This is a genomic window from Streptomyces sp. NPDC088116 (genome assembly GCF_044741745.1).
Classification (GTDB): Bacteria; Actinomycetota; Actinomycetes; order Streptomycetales; family Streptomycetaceae; genus Streptomyces.
The window spans coordinates 301,652-328,592 of sequence record NZ_JBIUTF010000007.1 but is presented as its reverse complement, the minus strand read 5'-3'; the positions used below and the strand labels follow the sequence as shown (position 1 = coordinate 328,592).

20 protein-coding genes are annotated in these 26,941 nt (G+C 67.3%); 16 read left to right on the top strand and 4 right to left on the bottom strand.

Annotation, left to right across the window (positions count from 1 at the left end):
- Positions 1-41: 41 nt before the first annotated feature.
- The 4 genes from ACIOJD_RS27645 (at position 42) to ACIOJD_RS27630 (ending at position 3,796) form a co-directional block, all read left to right on the top strand.
- Positions 42-950: a 2-dehydropantoate 2-reductase gene (locus tag ACIOJD_RS27645; protein ID WP_401918442.1), complete on the top strand. Its 909-nt coding sequence runs from the start codon at positions 42-44 to the stop codon at positions 948-950.
- Positions 947-2,146: a pyridoxal phosphate-dependent aminotransferase gene (locus tag ACIOJD_RS27640; protein ID WP_401918441.1), complete on the top strand. Its 1,200-nt coding sequence runs from the start codon at positions 947-949 to the stop codon at positions 2,144-2,146. Before ACIOJD_RS27645 ends, ACIOJD_RS27640 begins: the two co-directional genes overlap by 4 nt.
- 159 nt (positions 2,147-2,305) lie before the next feature.
- Positions 2,306-2,647 (top strand): AMP-binding protein, encoded by a 342-nt coding sequence (locus ACIOJD_RS27635; protein ID WP_401918439.1) that lies wholly within the window; start codon positions 2,306-2,308, stop codon positions 2,645-2,647.
- A 45-nt stretch (positions 2,648-2,692) separates the two neighbouring features.
- Entirely contained in the window at positions 2,693-3,796 is a 1,104-nt protein-coding gene (locus tag ACIOJD_RS27630) for a class I adenylate-forming enzyme family protein (RefSeq protein ID WP_401918855.1), read from the top strand.
- An 89-nt stretch (positions 3,797-3,885) separates the two neighbouring features.
- On the opposite strand, the gene ACIOJD_RS27625 is transcribed toward ACIOJD_RS27630, so the two are convergent.
- From ACIOJD_RS27625 to ACIOJD_RS27615, 3 genes are all read right to left on the bottom strand, one after another.
- Entirely contained in the window at positions 3,886-5,469 is a 1,584-nt protein-coding gene (locus ACIOJD_RS27625) for a flavin-containing monooxygenase (protein WP_401918437.1), read from the bottom strand.
- A complete protein-coding gene (locus ACIOJD_RS27620) occupies positions 5,466-5,936 on the bottom strand; it encodes a cupin domain-containing protein (protein WP_401918436.1) in 471 nt (156 codons plus the stop codon). Before ACIOJD_RS27620 ends, ACIOJD_RS27625 begins: the two co-directional genes overlap by 4 nt.
- Positions 5,937-6,106: 170 nt before the next feature.
- Positions 6,107-6,874 carry an IclR family transcriptional regulator gene (locus tag ACIOJD_RS27615; RefSeq protein WP_401918434.1) on the bottom strand — a complete coding sequence of 256 codons (768 nt, stop codon included), beginning with the start codon at positions 6,872-6,874 and terminating at the stop codon, positions 6,107-6,109.
- 100 nt (positions 6,875-6,974) lie between these two features.
- Between ACIOJD_RS27615 and ACIOJD_RS27610 the strand changes: the two genes are divergently transcribed.
- Genes ACIOJD_RS27610 through dmpG form a run of 7 tightly spaced genes read left to right on the top strand, consistent with a single transcriptional unit; the run spans position 6,975 to position 12,877 of the window.
- Positions 6,975-7,775, top strand: coding sequence for an SDR family oxidoreductase (locus tag ACIOJD_RS27610; protein ID WP_401918432.1), 801 nt, complete (start codon positions 6,975-6,977; stop codon positions 7,773-7,775).
- Positions 7,775-8,278 (top strand): cupin domain-containing protein, encoded by a 504-nt coding sequence (locus ACIOJD_RS27605; RefSeq protein ID WP_401918431.1) that lies wholly within the window; start codon positions 7,775-7,777, stop codon positions 8,276-8,278. Before ACIOJD_RS27610 ends, ACIOJD_RS27605 begins: the two co-directional genes overlap by 1 nt.
- A complete protein-coding gene (locus tag ACIOJD_RS27600) occupies positions 8,275-9,153 on the top strand; it encodes an alpha/beta fold hydrolase (RefSeq protein ID WP_401918429.1) in 879 nt (292 codons plus the stop codon). Before ACIOJD_RS27605 ends, ACIOJD_RS27600 begins: the two co-directional genes overlap by 4 nt.
- Positions 9,150-10,085, top strand: coding sequence for a 2,3-dihydroxyphenylpropionate 1,2-dioxygenase (locus tag ACIOJD_RS27595; protein WP_401918428.1), 936 nt, complete (start codon positions 9,150-9,152; stop codon positions 10,083-10,085). The genes ACIOJD_RS27600 and ACIOJD_RS27595 overlap by 4 nt, the downstream gene beginning before the upstream one ends.
- Position 10,086: 1 nt before the next feature.
- Positions 10,087-10,902 carry a 2-keto-4-pentenoate hydratase gene (locus ACIOJD_RS27590; protein WP_401918426.1) on the top strand — a complete coding sequence of 272 codons (816 nt, stop codon included), beginning with the start codon at positions 10,087-10,089 and terminating at the stop codon, positions 10,900-10,902.
- Positions 10,903-10,961: 59 nt separating this feature from the next.
- On the top strand, positions 10,962-11,846 hold the full coding sequence (locus ACIOJD_RS27585) for an acetaldehyde dehydrogenase (acetylating) (RefSeq protein ID WP_401918853.1): 885 nt from the start codon (positions 10,962-10,964) through the stop codon (positions 11,844-11,846).
- Entirely contained in the window at positions 11,843-12,877 is a 1,035-nt protein-coding gene (gene dmpG / locus ACIOJD_RS27580; RefSeq protein WP_401918425.1) for a 4-hydroxy-2-oxovalerate aldolase, read from the top strand. The genes ACIOJD_RS27585 and dmpG overlap by 4 nt, the downstream gene beginning before the upstream one ends.
- Before the next feature lie 1,461 nt (positions 12,878-14,338).
- Here dmpG and ACIOJD_RS27575 read toward each other — a convergent pair.
- Complete coding sequence (locus ACIOJD_RS27575) at positions 14,339-14,872, bottom strand: VUT family protein (RefSeq protein ID WP_401918423.1); 534 nt, start codon at positions 14,870-14,872, stop codon at positions 14,339-14,341.
- Between the two features lie 712 nt (positions 14,873-15,584).
- Here ACIOJD_RS27575 and ACIOJD_RS27570 point away from each other — a divergent pair.
- From ACIOJD_RS27570 to dpdH, 5 genes are all read left to right on the top strand, one after another.
- Entirely contained in the window at positions 15,585-15,749 is a 165-nt protein-coding gene (locus ACIOJD_RS27570) for a hypothetical protein (RefSeq protein WP_401918421.1), read from the top strand.
- A 1,337-nt stretch (positions 15,750-17,086) separates the two neighbouring features.
- Positions 17,087-20,368 carry a protein DpdE gene (dpdE, locus tag ACIOJD_RS27565; protein WP_401918419.1) on the top strand — a complete coding sequence of 1,094 codons (3,282 nt, stop codon included), beginning with the start codon at positions 17,087-17,089 and terminating at the stop codon, positions 20,366-20,368.
- Positions 20,361-22,964, top strand: a complete 2,604-nt coding sequence (dpdF, locus tag ACIOJD_RS27560; protein WP_401918417.1) for a protein DpdF — start codon at positions 20,361-20,363, stop codon at positions 22,962-22,964. The genes dpdE and dpdF overlap by 8 nt, the downstream gene beginning before the upstream one ends.
- Positions 22,964-23,875 carry a protein DpdG gene (dpdG, locus tag ACIOJD_RS27555; RefSeq protein WP_401918415.1) on the top strand — a complete coding sequence of 304 codons (912 nt, stop codon included), beginning with the start codon at positions 22,964-22,966 and terminating at the stop codon, positions 23,873-23,875. The genes dpdF and dpdG overlap by 1 nt, the downstream gene beginning before the upstream one ends.
- The gene (gene dpdH, locus ACIOJD_RS27550; RefSeq protein ID WP_401918413.1) at positions 23,868-26,939 is read left to right on the top strand and encodes a protein DpdH; all 3,072 of its coding nucleotides are present in this window, start codon (positions 23,868-23,870) and stop codon (positions 26,937-26,939) included. Before dpdG ends, dpdH begins: the two co-directional genes overlap by 8 nt.
- The last annotated feature ends 2 nt before the right edge of the window (positions 26,940-26,941 follow it).

Genomic DNA, 26,941 nt, shown 5'->3' with positions numbered 1-26,941 from the left:
CTTCCCTCGATAAGGAAGTACGGAAGAGGGATCGTTTCAGCATGGACACTCAGCACGAGCGCCCGGTAGCGGTCATCGGTGCGGGCGCGATCGGCCTCTCGCTGGCCTCCGCGCTGGCCCGAGCCGGCCGGTCGATCACGGTCTGCGGCGGGCGCGAACCCGTCGATCGCATCGGGATCACCGAGGACGGCGTACGGGAGACCTGGCCGGTCCGTCATGTGACCGACCCTGCCGGCATCGCGGGGCACACCACCGCCATCGTGGCCGTGAAAGCGCATCACACCACGGCGGTCGCGCACTGGCTGCGCGCGCTCGCGCGCCCCGACGCGAGGGTGCTCGTCGCGCAGAACGGCGTCGAACAGCACGAACGCGTCGCGCCCCACGTCGGACCGGCCCGCATCGTGCCGAGCGTCGTCTACCTCAACGTCGAGCGCACCGCCCCCGGACACGCGCGCCTCCGGCGGGTCGGCGCACTCGACATCGCACTGCCCGACGACGCCTCCGGCGCCGCCCTCGCCGCCGAACTGGAGGCCGGCGGGATGCGTACCTCCACCGAGGCCGACCTGAGAACCGTCGCGTGGACGAAGCTGCTCACCAACATCACCGCGAATCCCCTGACCGCCCTGACCGGTCGGCGAGCGGACGTCATGCGCGATCCCGGCATCGAACGCATCGCCCGGCGCCTCATGGCCGAGGCGGTCGAGGCCGGCCGGGCCGACGGCGCGGCGCTGACCGACGAGCACGTCGAACGCGCCCTGCACTGGCTCCAGCACGTCCCCGAGGGCAGCACCACCTCGATGCGGGAAGACCGCCTCGCCGGGCGCCCCCTCGAATACGACGCCCTCACCGGAGCCGTGGTCCGGGCCGCCGAACGCCACGGCGTCGACGTCCCGGTCAACCGGTCCGTCCTCGCACTCCTGGCAGCGATCGAACCGGAGGTCATGGCATGAGGATCTCGCAACGCGCCCAGTCCGTCGCCCCGTTCTACGCGATGGAGTTCGGCAAGCAGGCCGCGACGCTGGAGGCCCAGGGGCACCACGTCGTCAAACTCAGCATCGGCGAACCGGACTTCGGCGCGCCCCCGGCCGTTCTGAACGCGATGCGGGAGGTGATGGACGGCAGGCCCATGACCTATACGGCGTCACTCGGGCTTCCCGCGTTGAGGCAGGCGATCGCGCGGTTCTACGGGGACCGGCACGGCGTCGAGGTCGCCCCTTCCCGGGTCGTGGTGACCGCGGGAGCCTCGGCCGCCCTGGTGCTGGCCGCCGCCGCACTCGTCGACCCCGGTGACGAGGTGGTCATCGCGGACCCGTCATATCCCTGCAACCGGCAGATCGTCGAGAGCTTCGGCGCCCGCGTCACTCTCGTACCCACCACTGCCGGGACCCGCTTTCAGCTGGACGCGGCATCGGTACGGTCGAGCTGGACGGACCGGACCCGCGGGATCATGATCGCCACCCCGTCGAACCCGACGGGCACCTCGGTTCCGGCCGACGAACTGGCGGCGATCTGCCGCCTCGCACGCAAGCGCGAGGCGTGGCGCGTCGTCGATGAGATCTACCTGGACCTGAGCGACCACGGCGACGGCAAGGACGGTGACCAGCACGGCCAGGGCCGGCCGCCGCGCAGCGCGCTGTCGTTCGACCCCGACGCCATCGTCGTCAACAGCTTCTCGAAATACTTCGGCATGACCGGCTGGCGACTCGGCTGGTGCGTCGTTCCGGAGTCCCTCGTACCGGCGATGGAGCGCCTGGCCCAGAACTACTTCCTCTGTGCCTCCGCCCCCGCGCAGCATGCGGCCCTGGCCTGCTTCACTCCCGAGTCCCTCGCGGTCTGCGAAGACCGCCGCACCGAGTTCGCCCGGCGGCGCGCGCTCGTTCTCGACGGTCTGGAACGGATCGGGCTGCCGGTACCCGTCCCGCCCGACGGCGCCTTCTACGTCTACTTCGACGTGAGCCGCACCGGACTCACGTCCTGGGAGTTCTGCGAGCGAGCGCTCCGGCAGGCACACGTCGCCCTCACTCCGGGCAAGGACTTCGGCGACCACACGGCACAGACCCATGTCCGGCTCTCGTACGCCGCGTCGACGGACGAGCTGCGTGAAGGGCTCACCCGGCTCGGCGAGTTCGTGGCCACGCTCGGGTGAAAGGGGCAGGCCGGTTGCAAGGGGCGGCCGGCCGACATACCCGAACTCCTTTTCCGTAAAGCGTCGTTGAGGTATCACCGGCGCTCACGCACTGGTATTTTGCGCGCGGTCGTGGGCGGCACCATGCGGAAGAGGCCGGTAAAGGAGATGTCCGTGGGTATGTCGGAGAACATCACGCAGCACCTGGCCGAGCGCGCCCGTGAGCAGGGGTGGAGCGACCGTGTCGCCTTTCTGGCCGACGACCGCGCCTGGACGTTCAACCAGGTTTTCGACGGTGCGGCGCGGGTCGCCGGCGGGTACCGGGCCGCGGGGTTGCACCGTGGTGACCGGGTCGTGCTCGCCCTGCCCGACAGCGTGGAGATGGTCTGGTGCTTACTCGGGGCCTGGCAGGCAGGTCTTGTCGCCGTGCCGGTCAACGTCCAGATGAGCCGGGAGGACCTGACGCGGGACGTGGCGACGGCGGAGCCCGCGCTGATCGTGATCGACCCGGACACCGCCTGATGGCTCGACACCGCGGGGCCGGTCCCGACCACCCGGGTCGAACCGCTGGTCGCGGCAGCGCCGGACACCCGATTCGCCGACGGCGGGGAGGAGCCGGCGCTCGCCCTCTTCACGTCCGGCACCACGGGCGCGCCGAAGCTGTGCTTCTTCCTCCACGGCAACTTCGTCGGCGGGCGCGCGCCGTACAAGGTCGCCGAACCCGGGGCCGTCGGGCTGTCGGTGTCGCGGATGTATTTCCTGGGCGGGCTGAGTGCCACGCTGTTCACCACGCTCGAAACCGGGCAGATCGCCGTGCTCTCGCGTCCGCGTGCGACCCCGGCGGCCGCGGTCGAGCTCATGCGCCGCCACCAGGTCACGACCCTGTTCGCGCAGCCGAGCTTCCTGGCGCGGCTGCTGCTGGAGCCCGGTCACACCGAGGTGCTCGGCCGGCTCCGGCTGGCGGTGTGCGCCGGGGAGGTGCTCTCGGCCCGGCTGCGCGAGCGGTTGGTGCCGGTCCTCGGGGACCGGCTGATCAACGGTTACGGCGCGACCGAGATCGGCAGCATCGCCGCCGGCCGGCCGGCCGCGTACAGCCTGCCCTCGGCGGTCGGGCCGGCCTTCGAGGGCAGGCCGGTGCGCGTTGTCGACGCCGACGGGCACGTCCTGCCTGTGGGGCGGCGGGGGGAGTTGCACATACGGGTGCCCTTCGCCACGCGCGGCGTCGCCCGGGGGAGCGGCCCCGTCCCCCGGCAGCTGACCGACACCTGGTGGCCGACCGGGGATTTGGCGTCGGTCGACGAGGACGCGGTCGTGCACGTGCACGGCCGGCTCGACGACGTCGAGGTGATCGGCGGGCAGAACGTGGTGCCGGGCGAGGTCGAACGGCTCCTGGAAAGTCACCCGCGCGTGCTTGAGGCGGCGGTCAGCGCCGTGCGGCGTCCGGCCGGGGACACGAGTCTGCGCGCGTACGTGGTGGCCGCGCCCGGAACCGGGGCCGGTGAAGGCACGGACAGCGATGCCCTGGCCGCCGAGCTGATCGGCCTCGCCCGATCCCGGCTGTCCTGGTACAAGGTCCCGCACGACGTCGTATGGCTGGACGCGTTGCCCCGGAACGGGAACGGCAAGATCCTGCGCAGGCAACTCCGGGCGGACGGCGGCCAGTTCGTCTGAGAGTTCCGGTCATGGTGTGGGACGGGCCGGTGGGGGAGTCCACGATCTGCCGCGGATGCGCCGACGCCCCCGGCCGGCGGAGAGATCCGTCATCGTGGGTCGAGAGGTACTTCTTCCTTTCCGGAGAAACTGTCCACAGGCGTCGGACCGTTGGATCCGGGCTCAGGTCGCGGCCCGCCCGGTGTCAGCCGCCGCAGCAGCGACGGGGTCACCCGCCGATAGGCGGCGGGATCGACCGCGCCCAGCCAGTGCGAGGCCCGGACCGTGGCGCCGATGTTCAGATCAAGGTCGCCGAGTACCTCGTCGACGTTGTGCATCGAGAACGGGATGATCTTGGTGCCTCGGCAGTGATGCGTGTCCGTGGCCTCGTCCATGAACGCCAGCTGCTCGACGACGGCCCGGCGCATGGCCTCGGGGCCGGGCAGCGCCACCGCCTCCGCGAGGTCGGCCGCGATCCAGAGGGCCGCCATCTCGGCGTTGAGCGGGCTGAAGAACGAGGAGTTGTAGCCGTTGAAGTAGAGCCCGGGAACACCGAGGGGCAGGATCTGCCGGTAGAGCATGAAGTTCCCACGCTCGTCGAACAGTCGTCGCCGGGTCTCCTGGGGCAGGAACGGCACGCCCTGGGTGAAGCCGGTGGCACAGAGCACCAGGTCGGCGCGGTGCCTGCTGCCGTCGTTCAACTCGGCCACAGGGCCGTCGTGCCCGGCGAGAAGCCGCGTGATGGTCCGGTCGCGGTGGACGGTGATGCTCCCGTCCGCGACGCCCTCGAAGAAGCCCTCGCTCGCCAGCCCGATGGCTCCGCGGACGATGTCCTCCATACGTCCGGCCGGAACCAGGCCGAGCTTCGCGAGGCCGAACTGCCGTACCGAGACCGAGCCGACGAAGTTGATCATCCGGCGGCGCAGGCCATCGCCCGGACCGTGCAGGAACTTCTCGAAACCGCGCAGTCGCAGGTAGCGGAAGAGTCCTTCGCCCAGCCGGGTGAGCAGCAGCAGCTTGAAGTTGACGATCCCGCCGATCTTGCGCGGTACCTTCCACAGCAGCTGACGGGCGATCACATCGGTACCGGCGGCGACGCCGCTGACCGCCACCGCGACGTCGCACGCCGACTTGCCGTACCCGACGACGAGGACGTGCTTGCCGCGGGCCTCCTCGGCGTCATGGAACTCTGTGGCCGCGCGCAGCCGCCCACCCGCCGCGGTGAACTCCTCAAGGCCGGCGAACGCCGGGACCAGGGGTTCGCAGAACACTCCGTTCGCGACGACGAGCCGGTCGAATTCCTCGACGGACTCCGCTCCCTCCACGGACTCCGCTCCCCCGGCGTCGCGGGTCTCCAGCATCCAGCGGCCGTCGCCGACCGGGCGCGCCGCCGTCACCTCGGTGCGCAGGCGCAGGGCGGATTCGAGGCCGAACTCGGCGACGTACGCGGCGAGGTAGGCCTGGACCTGGGCGCCGCTGGGCCATTGCGGGTAGCTCTTGGGCATGGGGAAGTCCGAGAGCGAATACTGCGCCTTCGGGCTCTGCGTCGTCACGCCCGGGTAGCGCCGGGTCCGGCTCCACACACCGCCGACGTCCGGGGACCTGTCGAACACCCGCACCTCGTGGCCGGCCTGGGTCAGCACCTTCGCGGTGGCGAGACCGGCGAAGCCGGCTCCTATGATCGCGATCCTCATGACTGGGCGACCTCGGGCGGCAGCTGGAGCTCGATACCGAAGTCGGCCATGATCTTCTTCATCAGTGAGATGTCCTTGGGTCCGGGCGGCATGTCCGCCAGCGCCTGGTAGTAGCGCTCCAGCCCGGCGGGCGAGACCACGGAGATCACCCGCGACTCCTCCTTGTACGGGTTGCGGAAGGCGTGCACCACGTCCCGCGGCAGGTACAGGTAGTCGCCGTGTTCGAGGACGAAGTCCTCGCCGCCGAGGTGGACGTCGAGGCGCCCGGCCAGGCAGATGAAGGACTCGTCCTCGCGGGTGTGCACATGCGGGGGCGGCCCGTCGGTCTCAGGGGGGACCGTGTACTCGAACATCGAGTACGCGTCACGGGTCGAACTGCCGTCGGTCTTCGTCGTGATGCCGAGCCCGATCGCCGCGATCGCCTGTCCCTCGCGCGAGGGCAGCATGTAGCCGCCGCCTAGAGTCATCAACGTCTCCTTGAGGTCGCCGCACCGGCGAGCCGTCGGTGTGTCAGCGCTGACAGCGTGCGGGCCGCGCGGCCTGATCGGCAATCAGAAGTCCCACTCAGCGGGACTCCGCATCGCGCCTGTGATCACGTCCGGCTGGTCCGCGGCGGCTCGGTGACAGTCGGCGACGGTCACCGGCGCGAGCAGTAGGCCCGGGACGCTGCCGCCGCGGCCAGGCGCACGGCGGGGCCGATCGTCTGTGCCCGGATCAGGCCGGAGGGGCCGGTGACGGACAGTGCGGCCGCCACCTCGCCGAGCGGGCCGAAGACCGGGGCGGCCACGCAGCTGACCCCGATGTTGCCCTCCTCGCGTTCGACCGCCCAGCCGCGCGGCGGGATCGCGGTCAGCTCACGCAGGACGGCCACCGGATCGGTCAGCGTGCGCGGCGTCCTGCGCTCGAGGCCGGCGGCCAGCACCGCGTCGATGGTCTCGGTGTCGCTGTAGGCGAGGATCGCGCGGCCCAGCGCGGAGCAGTGCGCCGGGATGATCCCGCCGACCTGGGAAAGCATCGGCATCGGCCGATGGCCGGTGATCTTCTCGACGAGCAGGACCTGTGCGCCGTCGAGCACCCCGAGCTGCACGGTGACCTTGGTCGCGCTGTGCAGGTCCTGCAAGAAGGGCAGCACCGCCTCGCGCAGCTGGAGCCGGATGGGGGCCAGGCTCGCGATCTCGAACAGGCGATTGCCGATCCGGTACCGGTCCTTCGGCTTGTCGAGCCAGCCGAGCCGGATCATCCGGTCGGCGGTGCGGTGGGCGGTGGAGCGCGGCAGTCCGCTGCGGGCGACGAGGGCGGCGAGGGTCAGGGCGCGGTGCGTCGCGTCGAAGGCGCCGAAGATCGCCGCGGCGCGATCGAGGCCGCCCGCGGCCGGAGCGTCGCCGTCCCGCTCAGCGGGACTCAACGTTGGTTCCCGGGTTCATGCGGGCCACGATAGACCCGCCGCGACCGGTGACCCGGTCGGGAACCCCAGCACCCGCGAACCCCGGCCCACGGAATCAGCGGTGCCCGAAAACCAGGAGGCTGCCATCAACGCTCGCAACGCCCTCGTCGGCGGGGGCAGCGCCGGAATCGGGTACGCCGTCGCCGAACAGCTCCTGCGCTCGGGCCACCGCGTCGTCATCACCGGGCGGCGTGCCGACCAGCTGGAGTCCGCGGCCCTGCGACTCGGCAGGGACACCGGCGGCAGCGTCCACGCGCTGGTCAACGACGTGTCGGAGCCGAAGTCCGCGGCGGCGGCCCTCGACGGGACGGAGAGCCGGTACGGCGCGCTCGACGTCCTCGTGCTCAACGCCGGCGGACCCCCGCCGGGCCGCATCCTCGAGGTCGACGACGAACGCTGGCAGCAGGCCTTCGAACTGCTGCTGCTCGGCCCGCTGCGACTGGCGCGGCTCGCCCTGCCGCGCATGGCCGCGCGGGGCTTCGGCCGGGTCGTCCTGGTGACCTCCGCGGCGGTGCGCCGGCCCCAGCCGGACCTCGCGACGTCCGTGGTCCTGCGGTCCGCACTCACCGCGGCCGCCAAGCTGCTCTCCCGGGAGTTCGCGGCCGAAGGGGTCACGGTCAACTGCGTGGCGCCGGGCGCCACGGCGACCGAGCGCCGCCGCGAGATTCTGGACGCTCGCGCCCGAACCGCCGCGGCCTCGTTCGAGGACCTCGACGCGGCGGACGCGGCGGGCATCCCGGCCGGACGGGCCGGACGGCCCGAGGAGATCGGGGCGGCCGTGACCTTCCTGGCCTCGGCGGCCGCGGGCTACATCAACGGGACCGTACTCACGGTCGACGGCGGAAGGACGGAAACAATCTGATGGCCCAGTCAGGAGACGGATTCGCGCTGGCCGACTTCCTCGGCGCGATCTCCGATACCGTGCGGCCCGGCGCCGCCCGCCCGGTCGTCGTACGCGCGGCGCAGCTGGAGACGCTCCCGGCCGACCAGGTGCACAACCCGACCACACTCTCGATCGCCGGGAAGCTGCCGACCACCACCTTCGAGATCTTCCGGCAGAGCATCCCGCCGGGGCTGAGCTCGGACATGCAGCGGCACCACCACGAGACGGTGCACTTCGTCATCAGCGGCGAGGGGCACAGCGAGGTCGAGGACGAGACCGAGACCTGGTCGGCCGGCGACTTCGTCTACACCCCGCCGTGGACCTGGCACCGCCACTACAACGACTCGGCCGCCGAGCCGGTCGAGTTCCTGACCATCGAGAACTCCCGGCTGCTCGGCATGCTGGGCGTCGGACGGCGGCAGAGCGCGGGCCTGGTCACCGTCGCCGAGGCCCGTGCCCGCTTCGGAGAGGATTCACGATGAGCACGCTGCCCGAACACATAAGCCTCTGGGGCGAGTTGGCCGATGTCGACCACGAACTCCGCCATGTCGACGTGGGCGGCGTGCGTACCCGGGTGCTGCGGGCGGGGTCGGGCCCCGACCTGATCCTGCTGCACGGCACCGGCGGGCACCTGGAGGCCTACGCCCGCGACATCGCGGGACTGGCCGCGGACTTCCGCGTCACGGCCTACGACATGGTCGGCCACGGCTGGTCCGACCTGCCGGACAAGCCGTACACCATCGATGTCCTGTCCGACCACCTGCTCGGGCTGATGGACGCCCTGGGCATCGGCTCGGCGCACCTGTCCGGCGAGTCGCTCGGCGGCTGGGTGGTCGCCTGGACGGCCGCGCACCACCCGGACCGCGTCGAGCGGCTCGTTCTCAACACTCCCGGCAACATCGCCGACAAGCCGGAGGTGATGGTCCGGATGCGCGAGAGCACGCTGGCCGCCGTCCGGGATCCGAGCGACGAGACGGTACGCCGCCGGGTGGAGTTCCTGTTCCACCACAAGGAGATGGTGACCGACGAGCTGGTGAACCTCCGCCGGGCGGTCTACGGCCGTACCGGCTTCCTCCAGGCGATCACCAACACTCTCGTCCTGCAAGACCCCGAGGTGCGCAAGGACTTCGCCTGGCGCCCGGCCTGGGTCGGCCGGATCACCGCGCCGACGCTGCTGCTGTGGACCGACCACGATCCCACCGGCGGGCTCGACGAGGCCGAACTGCTGCTGCGCTGGCTGCCCGACGCCCGCCTGCACGTGATCACGGACGCGGGCCACTGGCCGCAGTGGGAGAAGCCGGACGAGTTCCTGCGCGCGCACCGCCATTTCCTCATCCGCGGCAAGGATCCCGTATGAGCGAGATCATCGGCCTGGTCGGCATCTCGCACTCGCCGTTCGCCACCATGACGCCGCCGGGCGGGCCCTCGGAGCCCGGCGGCAGGTTCCTCGCCGACGCCGCCCGGGTGGCCGAGGCGGTGGCCCGGTCGGCTCCCGACGCCGTCGTCGTCATCGGTCCCGACCACTTCCACGCCAACTTCTACGACCAGATGCCACCGTTCGTCCTCGGTGTCGAACAGGCCGTGGGATTCGGCGACTTCGGCAGCCGGTCCGGGCCGCTGCCGGTCGCCGCACAGCTGGCCTGGTCGGTGCGCGATGCGCTCGCGGGGGCCGGATTCGACCTGTCGCTGTCCTACTCGCTCACCGTCGACCACGGTGTGACGCAGGGCTACGACATGGTCTGCGGCGGGCGTCCGGTCCCGCTCGTACCGCTGATCGTCAACACGGCCGCCCCGCCGCTGCCGAGCATGCCGCGCTGCGTGCGGCTCGGCAGAGCCCTCGGCGAGGCCCTCCGCGGCGCCGACTTCCCCGGGCGCGTCCTCGTCGTCGCCAGCGGCGGGCTCTCACACTGGCTTCCGCCCAACGATCCGCGCGACCCCGCGGTGGCCGGCGAGCGGCGGGAGGCGGTCATCCACGGGCGCGCGAACCTCCAGGCCTTCGCCGCGGCACGCGAACCCCGGGTCCGGGCCATGGGCGGCGATCCGCACGCGCACGTCAACTCCACCTGGGACGGCTGGTTCCTGGAACAGCTGACCGCCGCGGACCTCACGCCCATCACCGCTCTGGGGGACGAGGGCCTCGAAGAGCGGGCCGGGAGCGGCGGGCACGAGATACGTACCTGGCTCATCGGGCAGGCCGCCGTGGACAAGCCGTTCGTATGGACGAGCTACGAGCCGGTCCCCCAGTGGATCACCGGCATGGGCATCGGCACGACCTTCGAGGTGAACTGATATGCCCGTCCCCCCTCTTTCCACACTCGACACCGGCGCCGCCGAGGCGCTGAACCGGCTCAGCGAGGCCCGCAGCGCCCGCCGCCCCTGCGCCCCGGTACGCGACCTGCTGCCCGCGGGCGATCTGGACGCCGCGTACGTCGTCCAGTCCGCCTGGGCCGCGCGGCAGGTGACGGCAGGGGCCAGGATCGTGGGACGCAAGGTCGGGCTCACCAACCCCGTCGTGCAGAAGCAACTGGGCGTCGATCAGCCCGACTTCGGCGTCCTCCTCGACACCATGGCGTGCCCGGCCGACGTGCCGGTCGACATCGCACGCACCCTGCAACCCAGGATCGAGGGCGAGATCGCCTTCGTACTGGCGCACGACCTGACCGCTCCGGTGATCGAACCCGCCGACGTGGCCGCCGCCACCGCGTACGTCGTCGCCGCACTGGAGATCGTGGACAGCCGGATCGCCGCCTGGGACATCGACATCGTGGACACGGTCGCGGACAACGCCTCCTCGGGCCTGTTCGCGCTGGGCGACCGGCGCGTCGGGCTCGGTGATCTCGACCTGCCCGGCTGCCTCATGAGTCTGTGGCGCGACGACGAAGTGGTCTCGACAGGCTCGGGATCCGCCTGCCTCGGGGATCCGCTCGTCGCCGTCGCGTGGCTGGCCACGACCGCGCGGGACCACGGCCGGCCGCTGCGGGCCGGGGAGATCATCCTGTCCGGCGCGCTGGGCCCCATGGTTCGGGTCGGGCCCGGCGACAGTTTCCACCTGCGGATCAGCGGCCTCGGCGAGGTCCGTGCGAGCTTCACCGGAGGCGCCTCGTGAACGACGGACCAGCTCTGAAGGCGGCCGTCATCGGCTCGGGCAACATCGGCACCGACCTCATGATCAAGATGCTGCGATCCGGCCGGGTCCTGGAGATCGCGGCGATGGCCGGCATCGACCCCGCCTCGGACGGCCTCGCGCGTGCCCGTCGACTCGGCGTGCCGACGACCGCGACGGGCGTCGAGGGCCTGATCGCGCTACCCGGCTTCGAGGAGATCCGGATCGTGTTCGACGCGACCTCGGCCGGGGCCCACGCGGCCAACGCCCGTGCGCTCACCCCGTACCGCAAGCAGTTGATAGACCTGACTCCGGCGGCGCTCGGCCCCTTCGTGGTCCCCGCGGTCAACCTCGAAGAACACATGGACGCGGCCGACCTCAACATGGTCACCTGCGGCGGTCAGGCCACCATTCCCGTCGTGGCGGCGGTCGCGCGGACGGCTCCGGTGCGCTACGCCGAGATCGTCGCCTCGATCGCCTCCCGGTCGGCCGGACCCGGCACCCGTGCCAACATCGACGAGTTCACGCGGACCACCGCGACCGCGATCGAATCCGTCGGCGGCGCCGAGCGCGGCAAGGCGGTGATCGTACTCAACCCGGCAGAACCCGCCCTGATCATGCGCGACACCGTGTTCTGCCTGGTGGACGCCCCCGAGCCGCGGGTCCGCAGACGGATCGCGGAGGCCGTCGAGCAGATGGTCGCGGACGTGTCCGCCTACGTTCCCGGCTATCGGCTCAAGCAGCCGGTGCAGATCACGGCCGTGGACGGCTCCACGCGCACGCTCGTCGGCGAGCGTCCGGTCACCCACCAGGTCACCGTGCTGCTCGAAGTCGAGGGAGCCGGGGACTATCTGCCGGCCTATGCCGGGAACCTGGACATCATGACCTCGGCGGCCCTGCGGGTCGGCGAACTGATCGCGGCCCGAACCCCGCAGGAGGCGCGATGAGCACCCGGCTGTTCCTCCAGGACGTCACCCTCCGGGACGGCATGCACGCCACCCGGCACCGTATCCACCCCGAGCAGGCCGCACGGATCGCGGCCGCGCTCGACGCGGCGGGCGTCGACGGCATCGAAGTCGCCCACGGCGACGGACTCGCCGGCACGAGCCTCAACTACGGGCCGGGCAGCCACACCGACCCGGAGTGGATCGAGGCGGTGGCGCAGAGCCTGACCACGGCCCGGCTGACCACCCTCCTGCTCCCGGGCATCGGCACCGTCGAGGACCTCAAGCGGGCGTTCGGGCTCGGCGTGCGCTCGGTCCGGATCGCCACACACTGCACCGAGGCCGACATCTCGGCGCAGCACATCGGCACGGCGCGCGAACTCGGCATGGACGTCTCGGGGTTCCTGATGATGAGCCACATGGCGCCGCCCGCGGACCTGGCGCGCCAGGCCGCCCTGATGGAGTCCTACGGCGCGCAGTGCGTGTACGTGACCGACTCCGGCGGCCACCTGACGATGAACGCGGTGCGCGAGCGGGTCCGCGCCTACCGCGACGTACTCGATCCGGGCACCGAGATCGGCATCCACGCGCACGAGAACCTCTCACTGTCGGTCGCCAACTCACTGGCCGCGGTCGAGGAGGGCGCCACCCGCGTCGACGCCTCGCTGGCCGGGCACGGCGCCGGGGCGGGCAACTGCCCGATCGAGGCGTTCGTCGCCGTCGCGGACCTGGAGGGCTGGCAGCACGGCTGCGACCCGCTCGCCCTCCAGGACGCCGCCGACGATCTGGTCCGCCCGCTCCAGGACCGCCCCGTGCGTGTCGACCGCGAGACGCTCACGCTCGGCTACGCCGGGGTCTACTCCAGCTTCCTGCGCCACGCGGAGACCGCGTCCGACAGGTACGGCGTGAACGTCCGCACCCTGCTCCTCGAAGCCGGCAAGCGAGGCCTGGTCGGCGGCCAGGAGGACATGCTCGTCGACATCGCACTGGGGATGGCGTCTTCGCACGGTGGGGGGACGGAAACGAGCAAGTGACATCCGCGGAGGAGGGGCCGTGACCTGCAGATCGCCTTCCTGTCGGTGATCCATATCAGCAACAGCATCGTTGACGGTGAGCAGTTCGGTCAGTCTTCGCCGGCCAAGGTCATGCCCGTTCTGGACGAACTCGCGGAGACAGGCACGGACTCTGCGAAGGCCTCCGCAACAACCGGAGCGCCGATCATCTGCCTGGGGGTACGTGGGCGGAAGTCGACCGTGTCACCGGACGGCCCAGGCCCCCGGCCGTCCAGCCCGGCACCGTGTTCCAACTGCGATGGCGGCCGCATGGACGTGCTGGACACATGAGGGCAGCTCGCTGAACTGCGGGCCCGCACGGACGAGGTCTGGGACCGGGCGGTGATCAACGCCCGACTGCCCGCAGTGAGCCCTGGACACCGTGGATCCGTCTGATGTCCCCAAGCGGCTTTGCCCGGCAACTCGCCTTGGGGCCCTTGAGCTCCCTCGTCGCCTCGATGCGCTTGGCGCGTGCCCACAAGTACGTGCTGCTCCTCAAACTGGTCCGGCGCCCCCATCAAGCTGGGCGGGCAGGGGGCTGACCGGTGGGTGGAACCCTGGGTGCGCGACTGGCCTTTGGCCCGCATACGCCGACCGACAGGACTGCGATCCTGGACGAGGTGGTCAAGGACGTGACGGCCATATGCTTTCGCTGGAGACGGGGGAATGCTTCCAGGACGCCGGGTATCCGATTGAGAATGCGCGTGCAGAGAATGCGTCACATCCAGGCTCGTGCGGCACCGCCCAAGGTGAAGCTGCCAACAGCGCCACAGGAGTCGGAGGCCGGTGGCGGCGAGCAGGAGGTTTGACCTGACGGCGGTCAGTTCTGCCCAGACAGGGCGTAGTGCTTTCCGCTTTCACCAACTGAATCTCCACGGTGAAGTCCTCGCTGGTGGGGCTGTCGATATACGTCTCCCGCTCGACGTCTGACTGGCCTGTCTCGGAGTCGCGGACGTCCGCGTCCTGGTTCTGCTGCGTGATCTCGTACTGAGCCAGAGCCTTGCTGTCCGGCTCTACTCCGGTTTCTGTCACGGCCGCAGCGTGCGGTTTCACGTCCTTGCCGCCACGCAGCACCTTGAACGTGATCGTTGTAGTCCTCGGCGTCGTCGGAGTCGTTGTACGCCGTCACTGAGATGTGGGGTGTGTAGGTGCGGTCGCCGTAGTTCGAGATGTTCGACGATCCCTTTGTCGACGGATTGGTAGGCGACCTCGATGCGGCCGCCGTCGGCGGGGATCGTCGTCTGCTCGGTGGAGGTGAGAGCACGGTCCCAGGTGCTGGTGGAGTTCCCCCTTGGACACTAGCCACCAGCCACCCGAGGCCAGTTCGGCGGCGCACACCGCGCCGACGCTGACGATCAGCTTCTTGTTCTGCAACCTGCCCACGCCCCCATGATCTTTTGGCCAAAGGGTAACGAACCGTCCGCAGTTGTCGATCTTGCTGCCCTATGACCGGGTCAGGGCTTCCGCGGTGGCGTGCTTCCGGCGGCGCAGAAGAGCGAGGACCGCGACTGCGCCGAGAGTCATCCAGGCCTTTCCGAGGATCTGGCCCGGCAGATAGTCGAAGGAGCCGAAGGCCATCTTGAGGAAGATCAAACTGTCCGCGAGGAGGCCTACTGCATTCGAGGCGAGCATGGCTACGAGGAGGCCTCGCGTGCGGAGCGGCTCGTAGACAGCGAAGTCCATGGTCTCGGCGACGGCGAACGCCGTGGCCGAGGCGAAAGCCAGAGCCGGGTCGGCCAGGAAGTAGGAGACGACGGTGCCGACGACTGTCGCCACGAGGATTGCCTTGCGGCCTGCTGCCTCCCGGGCAAGGTCTCGGAGCACGAGAGCCAGGCCCACCATGTAGACGCCGGCGGGTGCAGCGTAGCCGAAGCCGATTGACACGGCTCCGACATGAGTGACAAGCAGGTTGGCGGCTGGGATGGTGGCGATGTAAGCGACAAGCGTGGCTACGCCAGCTGGAGCGGGGACGTTCACGATATTCTTCCTGTCTCGGCGCGGCAGGGCCCTGCCCAGACCTGCGTTGAGCAGAATGGAGGCGACAGGGCGCCCAGACAGTACAGCTCGACGACACTGACAACAACGGGTCGTCCGAGCTTCACGACCCTGGCTGGAAGGTGCCCCACGCCCAAGGCTGATCGAGAAGATCCAGGTGAGCACCTGCCCCGACTCCGTCCCAGACTTGGGCGGGTGTTCCAGGGATCTCGAAGATCAGGCCCATGCGAGATGAACGCGGAGGCGTCCATGCTGAGCATGATCGTCGAGTTCGGCCGCGATCTCGGCGTCGCTTGGACCGTGATTCTGGATCACTTTAGTGCCAGAGCCACAGAGGGGCACCGAAACCCGCGATCATGAACGACTGTGAGTGATGTCTCCCTTGAGGACCCAGGGGTTCACTAGGTTGATGACGAGCGGATTGAAAATGCAGTGGTGGAAGGTGAGTTGGTGGCCGTGCGGGCTCGGGCTACGGCGGAGCGGGCCGGGTTTTCCTGCTGCGGGGTGAGGTCCGCGCGTGCACAGCCGATATGTACGCCGTCTTGCGGACAGCGCGGTTCGGGCGTCGCCGGGCAGTGAACGAGTTTATAGGTCCGTCGGTTCCGCTGCGGTAAGGAAGCGTGTCCGCAGAAGACTTTCGCCGAGCAGGTCAGCGGGCTGACCTTCCGATACGGCTGTCGGGCTGCAGGTGGTTTTGCAGAAGCTGGCCCTGATGCTGGCCTGCCGGGCGGGGCCCAACTGGTGGACGTACTCGCGGTTCGGGCAAGTCGCTCCACGCTGCTGCGCCATAGAGGCCCTGCCCGAACCGACAGCGCACACGCCGAGAGTGCTCGGCGTGGACGAGTTCGCGCTGTGCTAGGGACATGTCTACGCCGCCGTCCTGATCAACGTCGAGACCAGGCACCCGGTGGATCTGCTGCCCGACCGGAAGGTGTCGACGGTGGCGAATTGGCTGACCGATCACCCCGGTGTCGAGGTGATCTGCCGCGACCGTTCCCCTCGCCTTTGCCGAGGCCGTGGAGAAAACCGTCATCCGCCACCATGCCCCTGCTGCGCCAAGCGCAGGAGGGCAGTTCCCAGACTGTCGCAGTCCCGCACATGGCAGAGCTGGCACCGGACACTCCGCCCCCGGGCCGCGACAATCCGGCCGCCTCTCGGACCCGGTCCGGAATCAGCACGCGGCCGTCCACGACTTGATCGGCCAGGGCATCGGACTGCGCGACATCGCACGGCAGTTGGGCCTGGCCCACAACACGGTCCGCCACTTCGCGCACGCACCGACCGCGGATGAATTCCTCATCGGACGGTGGACGGGCCGCACAAGCATCCTCGATGCCTACAAGCCTTACCTGCACCAAACGATGGAGCGAGGGCCGCACCACGGCCCGCCGCCTGTTCGAGGAACTCCACGAGCGTGGATATGAAGGCGGCGAGAGCGTCGTCAAGGCGTACGTGCGCAAGCTCCGCGAAACCTTCCCCCACGACGATCCGGCCCACAAGAATCCCTCAGTGCGGGAGGTGACCAACTGGTCACCTGGCACCACGACCGCCTCAACGGCGACCAGGCTCAGCAGCTCCAAGCCGCCCTGGCCCGCTGGTCGGAACTGGAGCAGGCCGCCGAACACATCTGCATGTTCACGGATTTGATGAACAATCGGCAAGGCCAGTGGATCGACCGCGTGCCCGCCCTGCGCGGCTTCGTCAGCGGTCTCAGCCAGGGCCTCGAGCCGTCGTCGCCGGCCTCAGCCTGCGCTACAACTCCAGTGCGGTCGAAGTCCACAACAACAAGCTCAAAATGCTGAAGCGTCAGATGTCCGGCCGCGCCAACTTCAACCTCCTGCGCAAGCGAGCCTTCTTGCGGCGTGAGGCCGTTCGTGATCGCGGTTTCGGCGACCCTCCGTCGCCCCGGCACTGGAAGGGATCCAGAACCCGCGTTCAGACGTCCCCGACACGCGAGACGTGTGGTTGGTTTCGGCCATCGTCACGCATCAGCGCATGGCCACTGTGGACTCCAGCGATCCAATTACAAGTACATTGGGCCGTTATGCCGGGTACGGGGTGAGGGTCCAGTCGGGCACCCTCGGCCATTATCGAATGCGCATACGAATACATATGAAGCATCTTTGACGTTGTTGTCAGTGCCTCGGTTTAGGCTCATCAGAGTTGACATACGAGCAGGTGGGGGCGAGAAGAAGGATGTCTTCGGAATTCACGGTCGGACACCTCGTCGAGTTCACGGGGGCTCCCGGCATCGGCCGGGTCGGGGCTATCGACGGCGACACGCTGCGCATCGACTTCTTCGAATCAATAGCGGAGGAGGTCGTACACGCGCAGCATGTGCCGGCCGAGAGTTGCTGGCGCGCCCGGCTTGACCCCGAGACACGGGTCTACTGGCGCCAACCGAGCACCGGAGACTGGCTCACGGGACGAGTCACGGGAGAACGCCTCCCCGAATATTTCATCCAGGTTCCCAACGAGAAGTGGAACGAACTGGCGAGTGAGCGCGACCTCAGGGTGCGTTGGGACCGCCCCGTCCACAACCCCCGTCAAGTCCTCACGAGCGGTGGCAACGAGTCCGGGTACTTTCGCGATGCTCGGCTGCCCTTCCTGCGCAATCTCGTAGCTCAACGAGCTGCCTGCGCGAACATGGCGGCGCTGCTTTCCTCGGCCGCCGAGATCTTTCCGCACCAGGTCCGTGCGGCAATGACGGTGCTCTCCGATCCGGTACAGCGATACCTCATCGCCGATGAGGTCGGCCTCGGAAAGACCATCGAGGCCGGCTTCATCATCCGTCAGACCCTTCTCGATGATCCGCAGGCGCAGGTCACCGTCGTTACCCCCGAACCGCTTCGGCGCCAGTGGGACAAGGAACTCCGCGCTAAGTTCTTCATCGACGACTTTCCTTCAGCGCAGATCGTGATCACGTCGCACGAAACGCCGGAGAAGTGGTCCGCCTACCATGACAGTGCCCTCGCCGTCGTGGACGAGGCTCATATGCTGGTCCAAGAGAGCGGTGAGAACCTCACTCCCTACCGCGAACTGGCCGCCTTGGCACATGCTGCCCCGAAGCTTCTACTGCTTTCCGCGACTCCTGTGACCTCTCGCTACACCACTCACCTTGGGCTGCTCCACCTGCTCGACCCCAACCTCTACAGCTGGGACGACCGCGAAAGCTTCGAGCACCGCTACGCGCTGCGCGCCGAATTGGCAGACAGCGTCTACGCCCTGGACGCCACCTTCACCTTCCTGCTGAGGTCAACGCTCAATGACATCCGGCAACTCCTCCCTCATGACCCCGGCTTCGAGAATCTTGCGGGTCAGATCACCGAGTTCCTCACCGAGGACGATGACCTCCGTGACGGAGTGCAACCCGACGATCTCTCTCTTCGTGTAGAGGAGTTGCGAGGGCACATCAGTGAGACGTACCGCCTGCATCGCCGGGTGATCCGGCACCGGCGCGACCAAGTGGTGCTTCCAGACGACGAAGACGAAGAGAGCGAGCCCTACACCGTCCGCGGCCGGGAACGCCCGCAAGTTCTCACCCAGCCCCCCACCTTCGACGCCGTCGAAACCGCCCTCGCTGAGTGGCGCACCGGCGTCTCAGACCACTTGCTCGATGCCGGACTCGAAGGCGAGGTCACCGCCTACGGAAGCATCCTCAGTATCCTTGTCTCCCGAGCAGGCGGGCCCTTCGATGACTTCGCCGACACTTTGCGCTGGCGGGTAAATGGAGACGCTCAAACGGCACAACGAGCCGGTCTCAGCCCACAAGAACAAGCCCTGCTCGCCGCCCCCGCCCTCATCCCTGCAGAGGGGCAAGCACTCATGGAACTTGAGAGGCAACTCAAAGAGACAGAAGGACACCAGCAGGTGAAGGCGACGATCAGCGCCCTCATCCCGACCCTGAATCGCGGTGGGCGGATCGTCGTCTTCTGTGGTCCCGGGGCACTGGCGCACCAACTCGCGGCGCGGCTAACCGGCTTGTCCCGGACCGCGCAGGTTACGGAGCACACCCGCCGGATCGGCGCCAAGGGTTCCGAGGACGCGGTCGCAAAATGGCGCATAGCGGGGGGCACGTCGGTCCTCGTCGTCGACGACACCGCCGAAGACGGACTGAACCTTCAGGTCGCAGACGCCGTCGTCCATGTGCGTCTGCCGTGGAACCCAAACCAGCTTGAGCAACGAATCGGACGCGTAGACCGCTATCGCAACACCGAATCCGTCGGGCAATCTGATGCCGCCAGCCAGTACGTGTTCAGCACAAGCGCCGAGCACGAAGCCCTCGGCACAGCGTGGCTGGACCTGCTGCTCGACGGTTACAACATCTTCTCGAAGTCGGCGTCGACACTGCAGGACGCCATCGCGGAAGGCCTCGACGCAGTCTGGACCGACGCGCTACGGGACGGCCCTGCAGGGCTCGCATCTGCGCAGCAGCGCGTAAAGGTTCAACTCCTCGAAGCGCGGCAGCAGATCGAGAAGATGGACATGCTTGAGGCCATCTACCTTGACGCCGATGGCCGGGACAACACAGCCAAGGCCCTCAGAGACCTGGAAGTGAACTGGAAGGACATCCAGCGCGCTGCCTTCCAGTACACGAGCGAAGGATCTGGCGGCATCAACATCCGATGCTCCGATCACATCGTTGGTGAAACCATCTTCGACCTCGTGGAGTCCCGGCCGCATGTGCCACCACGCCTGTACCGGGCACAGACTGCCGCGCTGACTCCAGCCATGACGCGGGGGACGTTCAACCGGTCAAAGGCTCTGCGCTCCCCGGGTACCCGGGTGTTTCGCATCGGCACCCCCTTCATCGACATGCTCTCCTCGCTGAGCGCGATCGACGAACGTGGTCAGGCAACTGCCTTCCAGCGCATTGACCCCAGCCACACGGGGGATCCGGAACCCTACTTCGGCTTCGACTTCCTTGTTGAGGCCGACATTTCTGCAGCAGCAGAGACAATGACCCACCCGGTAGAGGTGAGCCGGGCGTTGCAGCGACAGGCTGACCTTCTTCTTCCACCGTTCACTCGCAGAGTGTGGGTGCGGGCAGGGAGCGCCGAGGCGTTGACCCTCGCGACGGCACTCGAGTGGCTCAACAAACCTTACGACAACCGGAAGTGCCGGAACTTCAACAACCAGCGGGTTCGTGAGCTTGTCGGCGTCTTCGGCGGCTGGTCGGAGTTCCAGCATTCTGCTGAAGCTGCCGAGAAGGTCGCACGAAACGAACTTTTCCGCGTCACCGACCTGGAGGTGCTCTGCACCGAAGCCCAGGAACAAGCTCGCCGGCGACTTGCCGTGACCCGGGCACAGGCAGAGGCGCGCAGGGCTGCCGGACGACTCTTGCGCGATACCGAGAGCCAACTGGCCGACGTGAACACCGCCAGTCTGCTCATCGACGGGCTCACGCAGCCGAACGTACGGCTCATGTCCGCTACATGCGTTGTCCGCGAGGGAAAAGGAGCCCAGCGCCATGCGTGACAGTTGGACCGGGGCTCAAGAACTTTTTGACACCTGGCCGTTGATTCCCCCGACGCCCGAGGACACGGAGTACCGCGGAACTCTGCGACGGCTCAAGGACACCATCGAAGGGCTGATGGAACGCCGGTCTTCATGGCGTGACGTGGCAGCACTGACACGACAAGTCCTTCTTGAAGCCCAAGCCCACGGAAACAACTCTGGCCTCGAAGTCCCGCTCGGCGCACCGTTGCCCACCCGGCTTCAGTGGGAACAACTCCACTGCCACGCCCTCCCAGCTGGTCGTCGCGTCTTGGTCACAGCCCGGCCTTGGCACCCTGACGTATCAGATCAGAAGTCCACCGAGGCCGCTCAGCACGACTTTCACCAGATTCACCTCGGAGAGAGCCTCCAACAGCATCTTGCATTGGAGCCCTGTCCAGCCGACCCCTTCTGGATCCAGGCACTCGGCGAGGACTACGCCGACTACAAGTCGATCGGCCAGCGCCAAGCAGCACGTGCCGTAGCACTCGCAGAACCAGGCAGCACTGTGATCGCCTGCCTGCCGACCGGCCACGGAAAGACTGCACTCGTGCAGGCTCCCGCGCTCCTCTCAAGTAAGCGCAGCGGCGTGACCCTGGTCGTCGTGCCAACAGTTGTGCTCGCCCTGGACATGGAACGCCGCGCCCAAGAGCTGCTGAGCGCCCGCGGTCGGCAAAGCCCTACTGGTCGATATGCCTACATCGGCAACCTGGACGAGAATCTCAAGCAGCAGTTGCGCGAGGACATCCGATCTGGCAGTCAGCGGCTGATCTTTACGAACCCTGAATCGCTTGTGTCCGGCCTCAAGTCCGCTCTCGAAGACGCTGCCGAGGCAGGCCACCTCCAGTACTTTGTCGTCGACGAAGCGCATCTGGTCGAGCAGTGGGGCGAGGGCTTTCGACCTGAGTTCCAAACCATGTCCGTCCACCGTCGTACCTGGTTGAGCACCGCCCCTGCAGGGCGTGAACCCGTCACCGTCTGTATGAGCGCGACACTGACCGAACAGCAAGTGACCACGCTCGAGAAACTCTTCGCAGGGTCCAAGCCCGCTGAGATCGTCTGGGGCGCCCAACTGCGCCACGAGCCTAGCTACTACATCGACGACTTCGCGGAAGAAGAGGAACGCACGGAGGCAGTCCTTCGTGCAGTCGACCGTCTGCCGAAGCCACTGGCTCTGTACGTGACAGAGCGGAAAGATGCCCGCGCATGGGCAAACCGCCTACGCACAGCTGGCTACAGACGAGTCGCCGATGTCGCCGGCTATTCAAGTCCCGACGAGCGTCGACAAACCGTAGAAGGATGGGGCGGCCTCTCCGCCTTGGGCCCTGTCCCCACTCAATACGACATCGTCGTAGGAACCTCAGCCTTCGGCCTGGGTCTCGACCTCCCAGACGTCCGCAGCGTGGTGCACGCATGTCTGCCGGAAACCGTCGACCGCTATTACCAAGAGGTAGGACGGACCGGCCGGGACGGATGCCCGTCCGTGGCCTACCTGGCATCGGTCCCCCGAGACCTGCCCGTCGCAGAGGGCATCAACCGGCAGGCGATCATTAGGGCCGACACTGCCTGGTCAAGATGGCGGTGGATGTGGGACGTCCGGGATAAGACGTATGCGCGTCCGCGGCACTACCTCATCAGCCTCGACTCGATCCCGGACAACGTCCATGACATCTCCGAGGCCAACCGGGACTGGAACATTCGCACCCTGAACCTCATGCTGCGCGCAGGGCTTATCGAACTCCATGTCCCTGAACCACCCCAGCGGAACGAAAGCGAACCGCGTGCTGTCTTCCAGGAACGTCTCAATCAGTTCTACGAGTTGGCGTCCACACATGTCGACGTCTCCATCGCGGACACGCAAACCAACGACGAGGAACACTTCCAGGCTCTCTTCGAAACTGAGCGCCAGCGCTCGATTACTGCTCAGAGGACCGCACTTACTGATCTCCGAACGTTGCTGCGTGGCGATCGGTGCACCGGCGAGGTACTCAGCACCTACTACCGGGTACAACGAGGCGCAGCCCCGCTGCTGTCGGGTATCAACTGCCGAGGCTGCCCTAGCTGTAGATCGACAGGTCTTCCTGCAGACAACGGCTTTTACAGGCTGGCGGGAGACCCTCATCCGCTGGTTGCTGCCCCGCCGAGGGCCAATCGCGACCCCCTCGGAACCTTGCGCGGCACCGCTTCATGCCTCAGCTTGTGGTGGGGGACCGATGCCGAACGCCAGGTTAATGTGCCCCGGCTTCTGGAAATGTTGGCCCTTCGCGGTATGAACGTGATCGGCGGACCAGGGATCACCTCCCGCCTAGTCGAGACCCTCCAGGAGGATGTGGCGCCCCGCCCGATCATCTGTGACACCGACGCAGATCTGCTGCGCTTTTACGACGGCCCCATCGTGTGGGTTGTGGACGATGATCCGTCATCCGTCGACAGCGTGCTCAGGTCACGCCTTGGTTCACCAGACGTGACGTACCTGATCCACCCACGGGGCATGCCGCATCCAGAGCGGCCCGACCTGCTCTTCACCGCTCTTCATCCTCAAAACTTCCCCGTCCGGAATGCGTTGGAGTCGTTCTGATGGCCCTGATCAACGTGGACGCTTCGCGCCCTGACCCCATGTGGGCAGTCGTCCGTCTACTGGCCCACTCGAAGAAGCCTGTATCGCTCAACAGCGCACGCGCCCTCTTGAGTCCGCCCACGCTAGCTTCCCGAGAGAAGGACGACGCGTCGGAGATGTTCAGCAAGGCCATCAAGACGCTGCGGGAACTCGGGTTGCTTAACGTTCACGACTCCACCAGTGAGCTGAAGCTTGTCGGACCCGCAGCATCTCTCGACGGCCGCGACTGGGATGCCTTCTCCGCTGCTCTGCGCACCGCCGTGCTCGCGCCTGAACGCAACAGTCGTTTGGGAGACAACGAGGAGCAGAAGGAATCCCGCGACCTCACTCGGGCCCTGGCCTGGTTTCTTACCCTGGACCCTATGGAGGCTCCGGTGGCTTGGGAGCAAGCTCAGAAGCTCAGGCAGAACGCTTTGAAGCCGGAGGCCGGCCCCGCCATCGTCAATGCTGAGCGTTGGCGGCCGTTCGGAGACTGGGCTCCCGCGTTGGGGCTCGCTGCCCGCCCACTCCTCTCCGGGGAAGGCAGTAGTCCATTGACTCCAGACTGCACCGCCGCTGTCAGGTACGTCGCTCAGAGCCTGTGGGAGCCTGGCCAGCAGATTAACGCCGTGGCAGCCGTCCGAAGCGTCCGTGAGCACTTGCCAGTGCTGCCGGGCGGCGAATACTCGCGGACTCTTCAACTCGACAACCCCGGCGACCGTGTGGCCGGCGCTGCCCTCTCCTTTGCACTGCTGCGTGGAAGCGACGAGAAGTGGCTGTGTCTGGAACTCGATTCCGATGCCCCTCTAGTACTCCAGGTAGCCGACCCAGAGCAGCCTTCAAGCCCGCGCTACGTAAGCGACATCACTATGCAGGAGGTCCCAAGTGCCTGACTTCCGTGGGCAGGTCTGTTGGGACCCCGCGACTGCTGCTAACACCATCGGCGTCGAGGCCATCTCCCCTTCTCCTGCCGTCTTTCGGGCCACGCATGCTCCCCTGAGGATCCGGCGAGCGCGGCTCGACGGCCGCCAACTTGTGCTCGAGGGGCAGCCGGTCGATGAGCGGGCGGTCCTTCATGACTTCCTGAATCATGAGTCCAACACCGGCACTCTGCTTATGCCCATCGTGGGTGAGTCTGGTTCTGGAAAGTCGCACCTCGTCCGGTGGGTGCGCGAGCACCTTGATCTGGTCGGCGATCAGTCTGAGTCTCGTGAGGTCATCTACCTTGAGAAGCACAGGACGAGCCTGAAGGCCGTAGTTCAAAGCCTGATCGCCCAGGCTGACAACGATGAACTGAAGCAGTTGAAGGCGCAGATCGACAAGTTCGCCGCTGACATCGACGCACCAGTGCTTGCTCGGCGCCTTATCCATTCACTCAACGAAACCCTTGTCGCCGAGACAGGGCGCGGAGTTTCGGGGCCGGCTCGGCAGCTCTTCGGCTCTCAGGGACTTGGAGCACTCCTTGACGATCCGCACGTCAGTGAATTCATGCTCAGGCCGGAGAAGTTTGTTCCACAGCTGGCCACCTACCTCCTGCGGGACCGTACCAAGGGAGAAGGAGATCGCCCTCCGAAGTTCACCGTTCATGATCTCCCGTTGGACATCACCGGCGTCAGCAAAGCATCAGCCCTGGCCAAGAAGTGGGTTCAGGTCCTCAGTTCCAAGGCCGAGCTTCAGGAGATCGCGATCGACCTCCTGAACGAGCACTTGGAGACTGCGATCAACAGGAGCTTCAACCTGGGCATGGGGCGCCTGCTAGAAGCTATGACCCTTGTGCGGGAGGAGTACCACCGGCAGGGAAAAGAGATCATTCTTCTCATCGAAGACTTTGCCCTCATCCAGGGCGTTCAAAAGGACCTGCTCGACGCCATCGTCGAAGCGGCCCACCGCGAAGGCTCCACCCGCCTGGCCCCTATCCGCACTCTTATGGCGGTAACTACTGGTTACTTCCGTGACTTGCCGGAAACGGCTCTCACACGCGTACGCGCGAATCTTGGCTACGCCTATGACCTGGACGTGCCGTTCAGCCAGGAAGACACCGGCGAAGAGGCGATCGCCGCATTCGTGGGCCGCTACCTCAACGCCGCGCGTGTCGGCAAGGATCGACTGGAGCAAGCGGGCGATGCAGAGCCGGCAAACGCATGCGACGAGTGCCCGCTACACGCTCGTTGCCACGATGCGTTCGGGGCATCCGCTGACGGCTACGGTCTGTACCCCTTCAACAGGTCTGCCCTGACCCGCGCGGTCCACTCGACTGCTTCGAAGGCCGAGCCGTGGGCGTTCGTTCCTCGAACCGTTCTGGGAAGCGTGGTACGACCAGTCCTTATTCAGCACGCCAGCTCGCTGCGGAAGGGAGAATTCCCGGACGTTTCCTTCTCCGAGGCATTCCCCACCGCTGAGATCGATCAGCCCCTCAGCACAGCCGTGCAGCAACTCGTCGAGCGTAGCGATCCTGTTGCCGCCGACCGACGCAAGCGGGTACTTGAGTTCTGGGAAGATGCAGCCGCTCAGGGCATTGAAGACGACCCCACGGTGCTGGAGGCGTTCGCCCTCAGCCCCATGACGGCCGAGTCTCCGGTCCTCCCTGAGCAGCCGCGACGAGCCGCAGAGCCCTCCCGGCGATCCGGCACGTCGTCGAGCACCGCCAAGACGGAAGACAAGACCTATCCACCGTCGGTGCAGCGGAGCCTTCGGAACATCGAGGAGTGGGTGACCCGCGGCGAGGATCTCCAGCAGGATTACGCTCGGACCATCCGCACAGTCGTTGCCACCGCTGTGTCCCAGCGGTACCGGTGGAATGCACCGCTCATGCAGGCGCAAGCCAGTGTGAAGGACAAGGGCTGGCCGAACAATGCCACCGTCGTCAGCGTCGAAGGCTCCGCGGTCGCAGGCATCAACGGTGCAGACAGCGCCCCCATCCAGTTCAAGCGGAGCGCGACGAACAGTAGATTCTTCCAAAGCTTGATCCGCGCGCAGTACGGCCTGGATCAGGTCCGTGGGGAGGACGTCCGGAGGCTGGCTACCGTCGCCGAAGAGCACTCCCGTGCGTTGGCAACCAGAGTTCAACGCACCTTGGAGGTCACAGATGACGACCTCGTGCTCGGCCTGCGCGCATCCCTTCTGGGAGCAGTTCTTGCAGGTCGCGCCTGGCCTGGCATGACCATCGAGGAGTTGCTGGCAGCTGCGGTCGACGACGGCGAGAGCTGGAAGGGCGCCGGCACTATGTCGAGGCCTGAGCGGTGGACCCTCGCGCTCAACCAACACCTCGCTGTGCGCAGCGCCCTGGTTAAGCGCATCCGTACCGGGTTCGGCATCTCGCAAGGCAGCAGAGGAGCCGTGGGCATGATCGATGCTGCCCGGGCAGTCCCTCTGCTGGAGCAGGCAGCCACCAACTGGTCATGGGAGACACCAGTGAGCACCGTCCCGGAATGGATCAAGCCGGCAGTCAAACCGTTCGTGTCATGGTCCGCCCTGATCGACGGACAGATCACGATGCTCGACGATCTGCTCCGCGACATCCGTCTGCGGCAACCGCGCAGTACCCCGGGAAAGAACACCCTCGCCAGCATCAAGTCTGCCGTTGACCGGGCCAGGGAAGTCAGCTTGTCGCTGTCTACTCAGCGAGCACGCGATCTTGATTCGCTCCTTGAGCAGGCGAGCGCCGTGGAGTGGTCCACGATCTCCGCGCTGGAGGATGAGTTGGGGCGTTGCCACGAAGACGACCGTCCAGAGGCAACCCTTCTCACTGCACGAATCCGCACAGCCGCCCAGGACCGCGGATCCTCCATCGGCGTCGTTCGGAACCTGCTGTATGTAGCTGACGAGTGGCTCGACGAAGCGCTGAAGGGTGCTGAGATGCGGGCAAGTTCTTCGGCCGCCAAGAGCGCAGCCGCTGGCGTGCAGGAACTCGTTGCCGAATGGCGCTCTCTGGTAGCCGATGGGGCTGATGTCCAATGACC

What these genes read in the sequence shown, in the direction of transcription:
- ACIOJD_RS27645 (WP_401918442.1), top strand. Translation starts at nt 42, where the DNA reads ATGGACACTCAGCACGAGCGCCCGGTAGCGGTCATCGGTGCGGGCGCG.
- ACIOJD_RS27640 (WP_401918441.1), top strand. Translation starts at nt 947, where the DNA reads ATGAGGATCTCGCAACGCGCCCAGTCCGTCGCCCCGTTCTACGCGATG.
- ACIOJD_RS27595 (WP_401918428.1), top strand. Translation starts at nt 9,150, where the DNA reads ATGAGCGAGATCATCGGCCTGGTCGGCATCTCGCACTCGCCGTTCGCC.
- ACIOJD_RS27625 (WP_401918437.1), bottom strand. Translation starts at nt 5,469, where the DNA reads ATGAGGATCGCGATCATAGGAGCCGGCTTCGCCGGTCTCGCCACCGCG.
- dpdG (WP_401918415.1), top strand. Translation starts at nt 22,964, where the DNA reads ATGGCCCTGATCAACGTGGACGCTTCGCGCCCTGACCCCATGTGGGCA.
- ACIOJD_RS27600 (WP_401918429.1), top strand. Translation starts at nt 8,275, where the DNA reads ATGAGCACGCTGCCCGAACACATAAGCCTCTGGGGCGAGTTGGCCGAT.
- dpdE (WP_401918419.1), top strand. Translation starts at nt 17,087, where the DNA reads ATGTCTTCGGAATTCACGGTCGGACACCTCGTCGAGTTCACGGGGGCT.
- dpdF (WP_401918417.1), top strand. Translation starts at nt 20,361, where the DNA reads ATGCGTGACAGTTGGACCGGGGCTCAAGAACTTTTTGACACCTGGCCG.
- dmpG (WP_401918425.1), top strand. Translation starts at nt 11,843, where the DNA reads ATGAGCACCCGGCTGTTCCTCCAGGACGTCACCCTCCGGGACGGCATG.
- ACIOJD_RS27585 (WP_401918853.1), top strand. Translation starts at nt 10,962, where the DNA reads ATGATCAAGATGCTGCGATCCGGCCGGGTCCTGGAGATCGCGGCGATG.
- ACIOJD_RS27635 (WP_401918439.1), top strand. Translation starts at nt 2,306, where the DNA reads ATGTCGGAGAACATCACGCAGCACCTGGCCGAGCGCGCCCGTGAGCAG.
- ACIOJD_RS27605 (WP_401918431.1), top strand. Translation starts at nt 7,775, where the DNA reads ATGGCCCAGTCAGGAGACGGATTCGCGCTGGCCGACTTCCTCGGCGCG.
- ACIOJD_RS27590 (WP_401918426.1), top strand. Translation starts at nt 10,087, where the DNA reads ATGCCCGTCCCCCCTCTTTCCACACTCGACACCGGCGCCGCCGAGGCG.
- ACIOJD_RS27620 (WP_401918436.1), bottom strand. Translation starts at nt 5,936, where the DNA reads ATGACTCTAGGCGGCGGCTACATGCTGCCCTCGCGCGAGGGACAGGCG.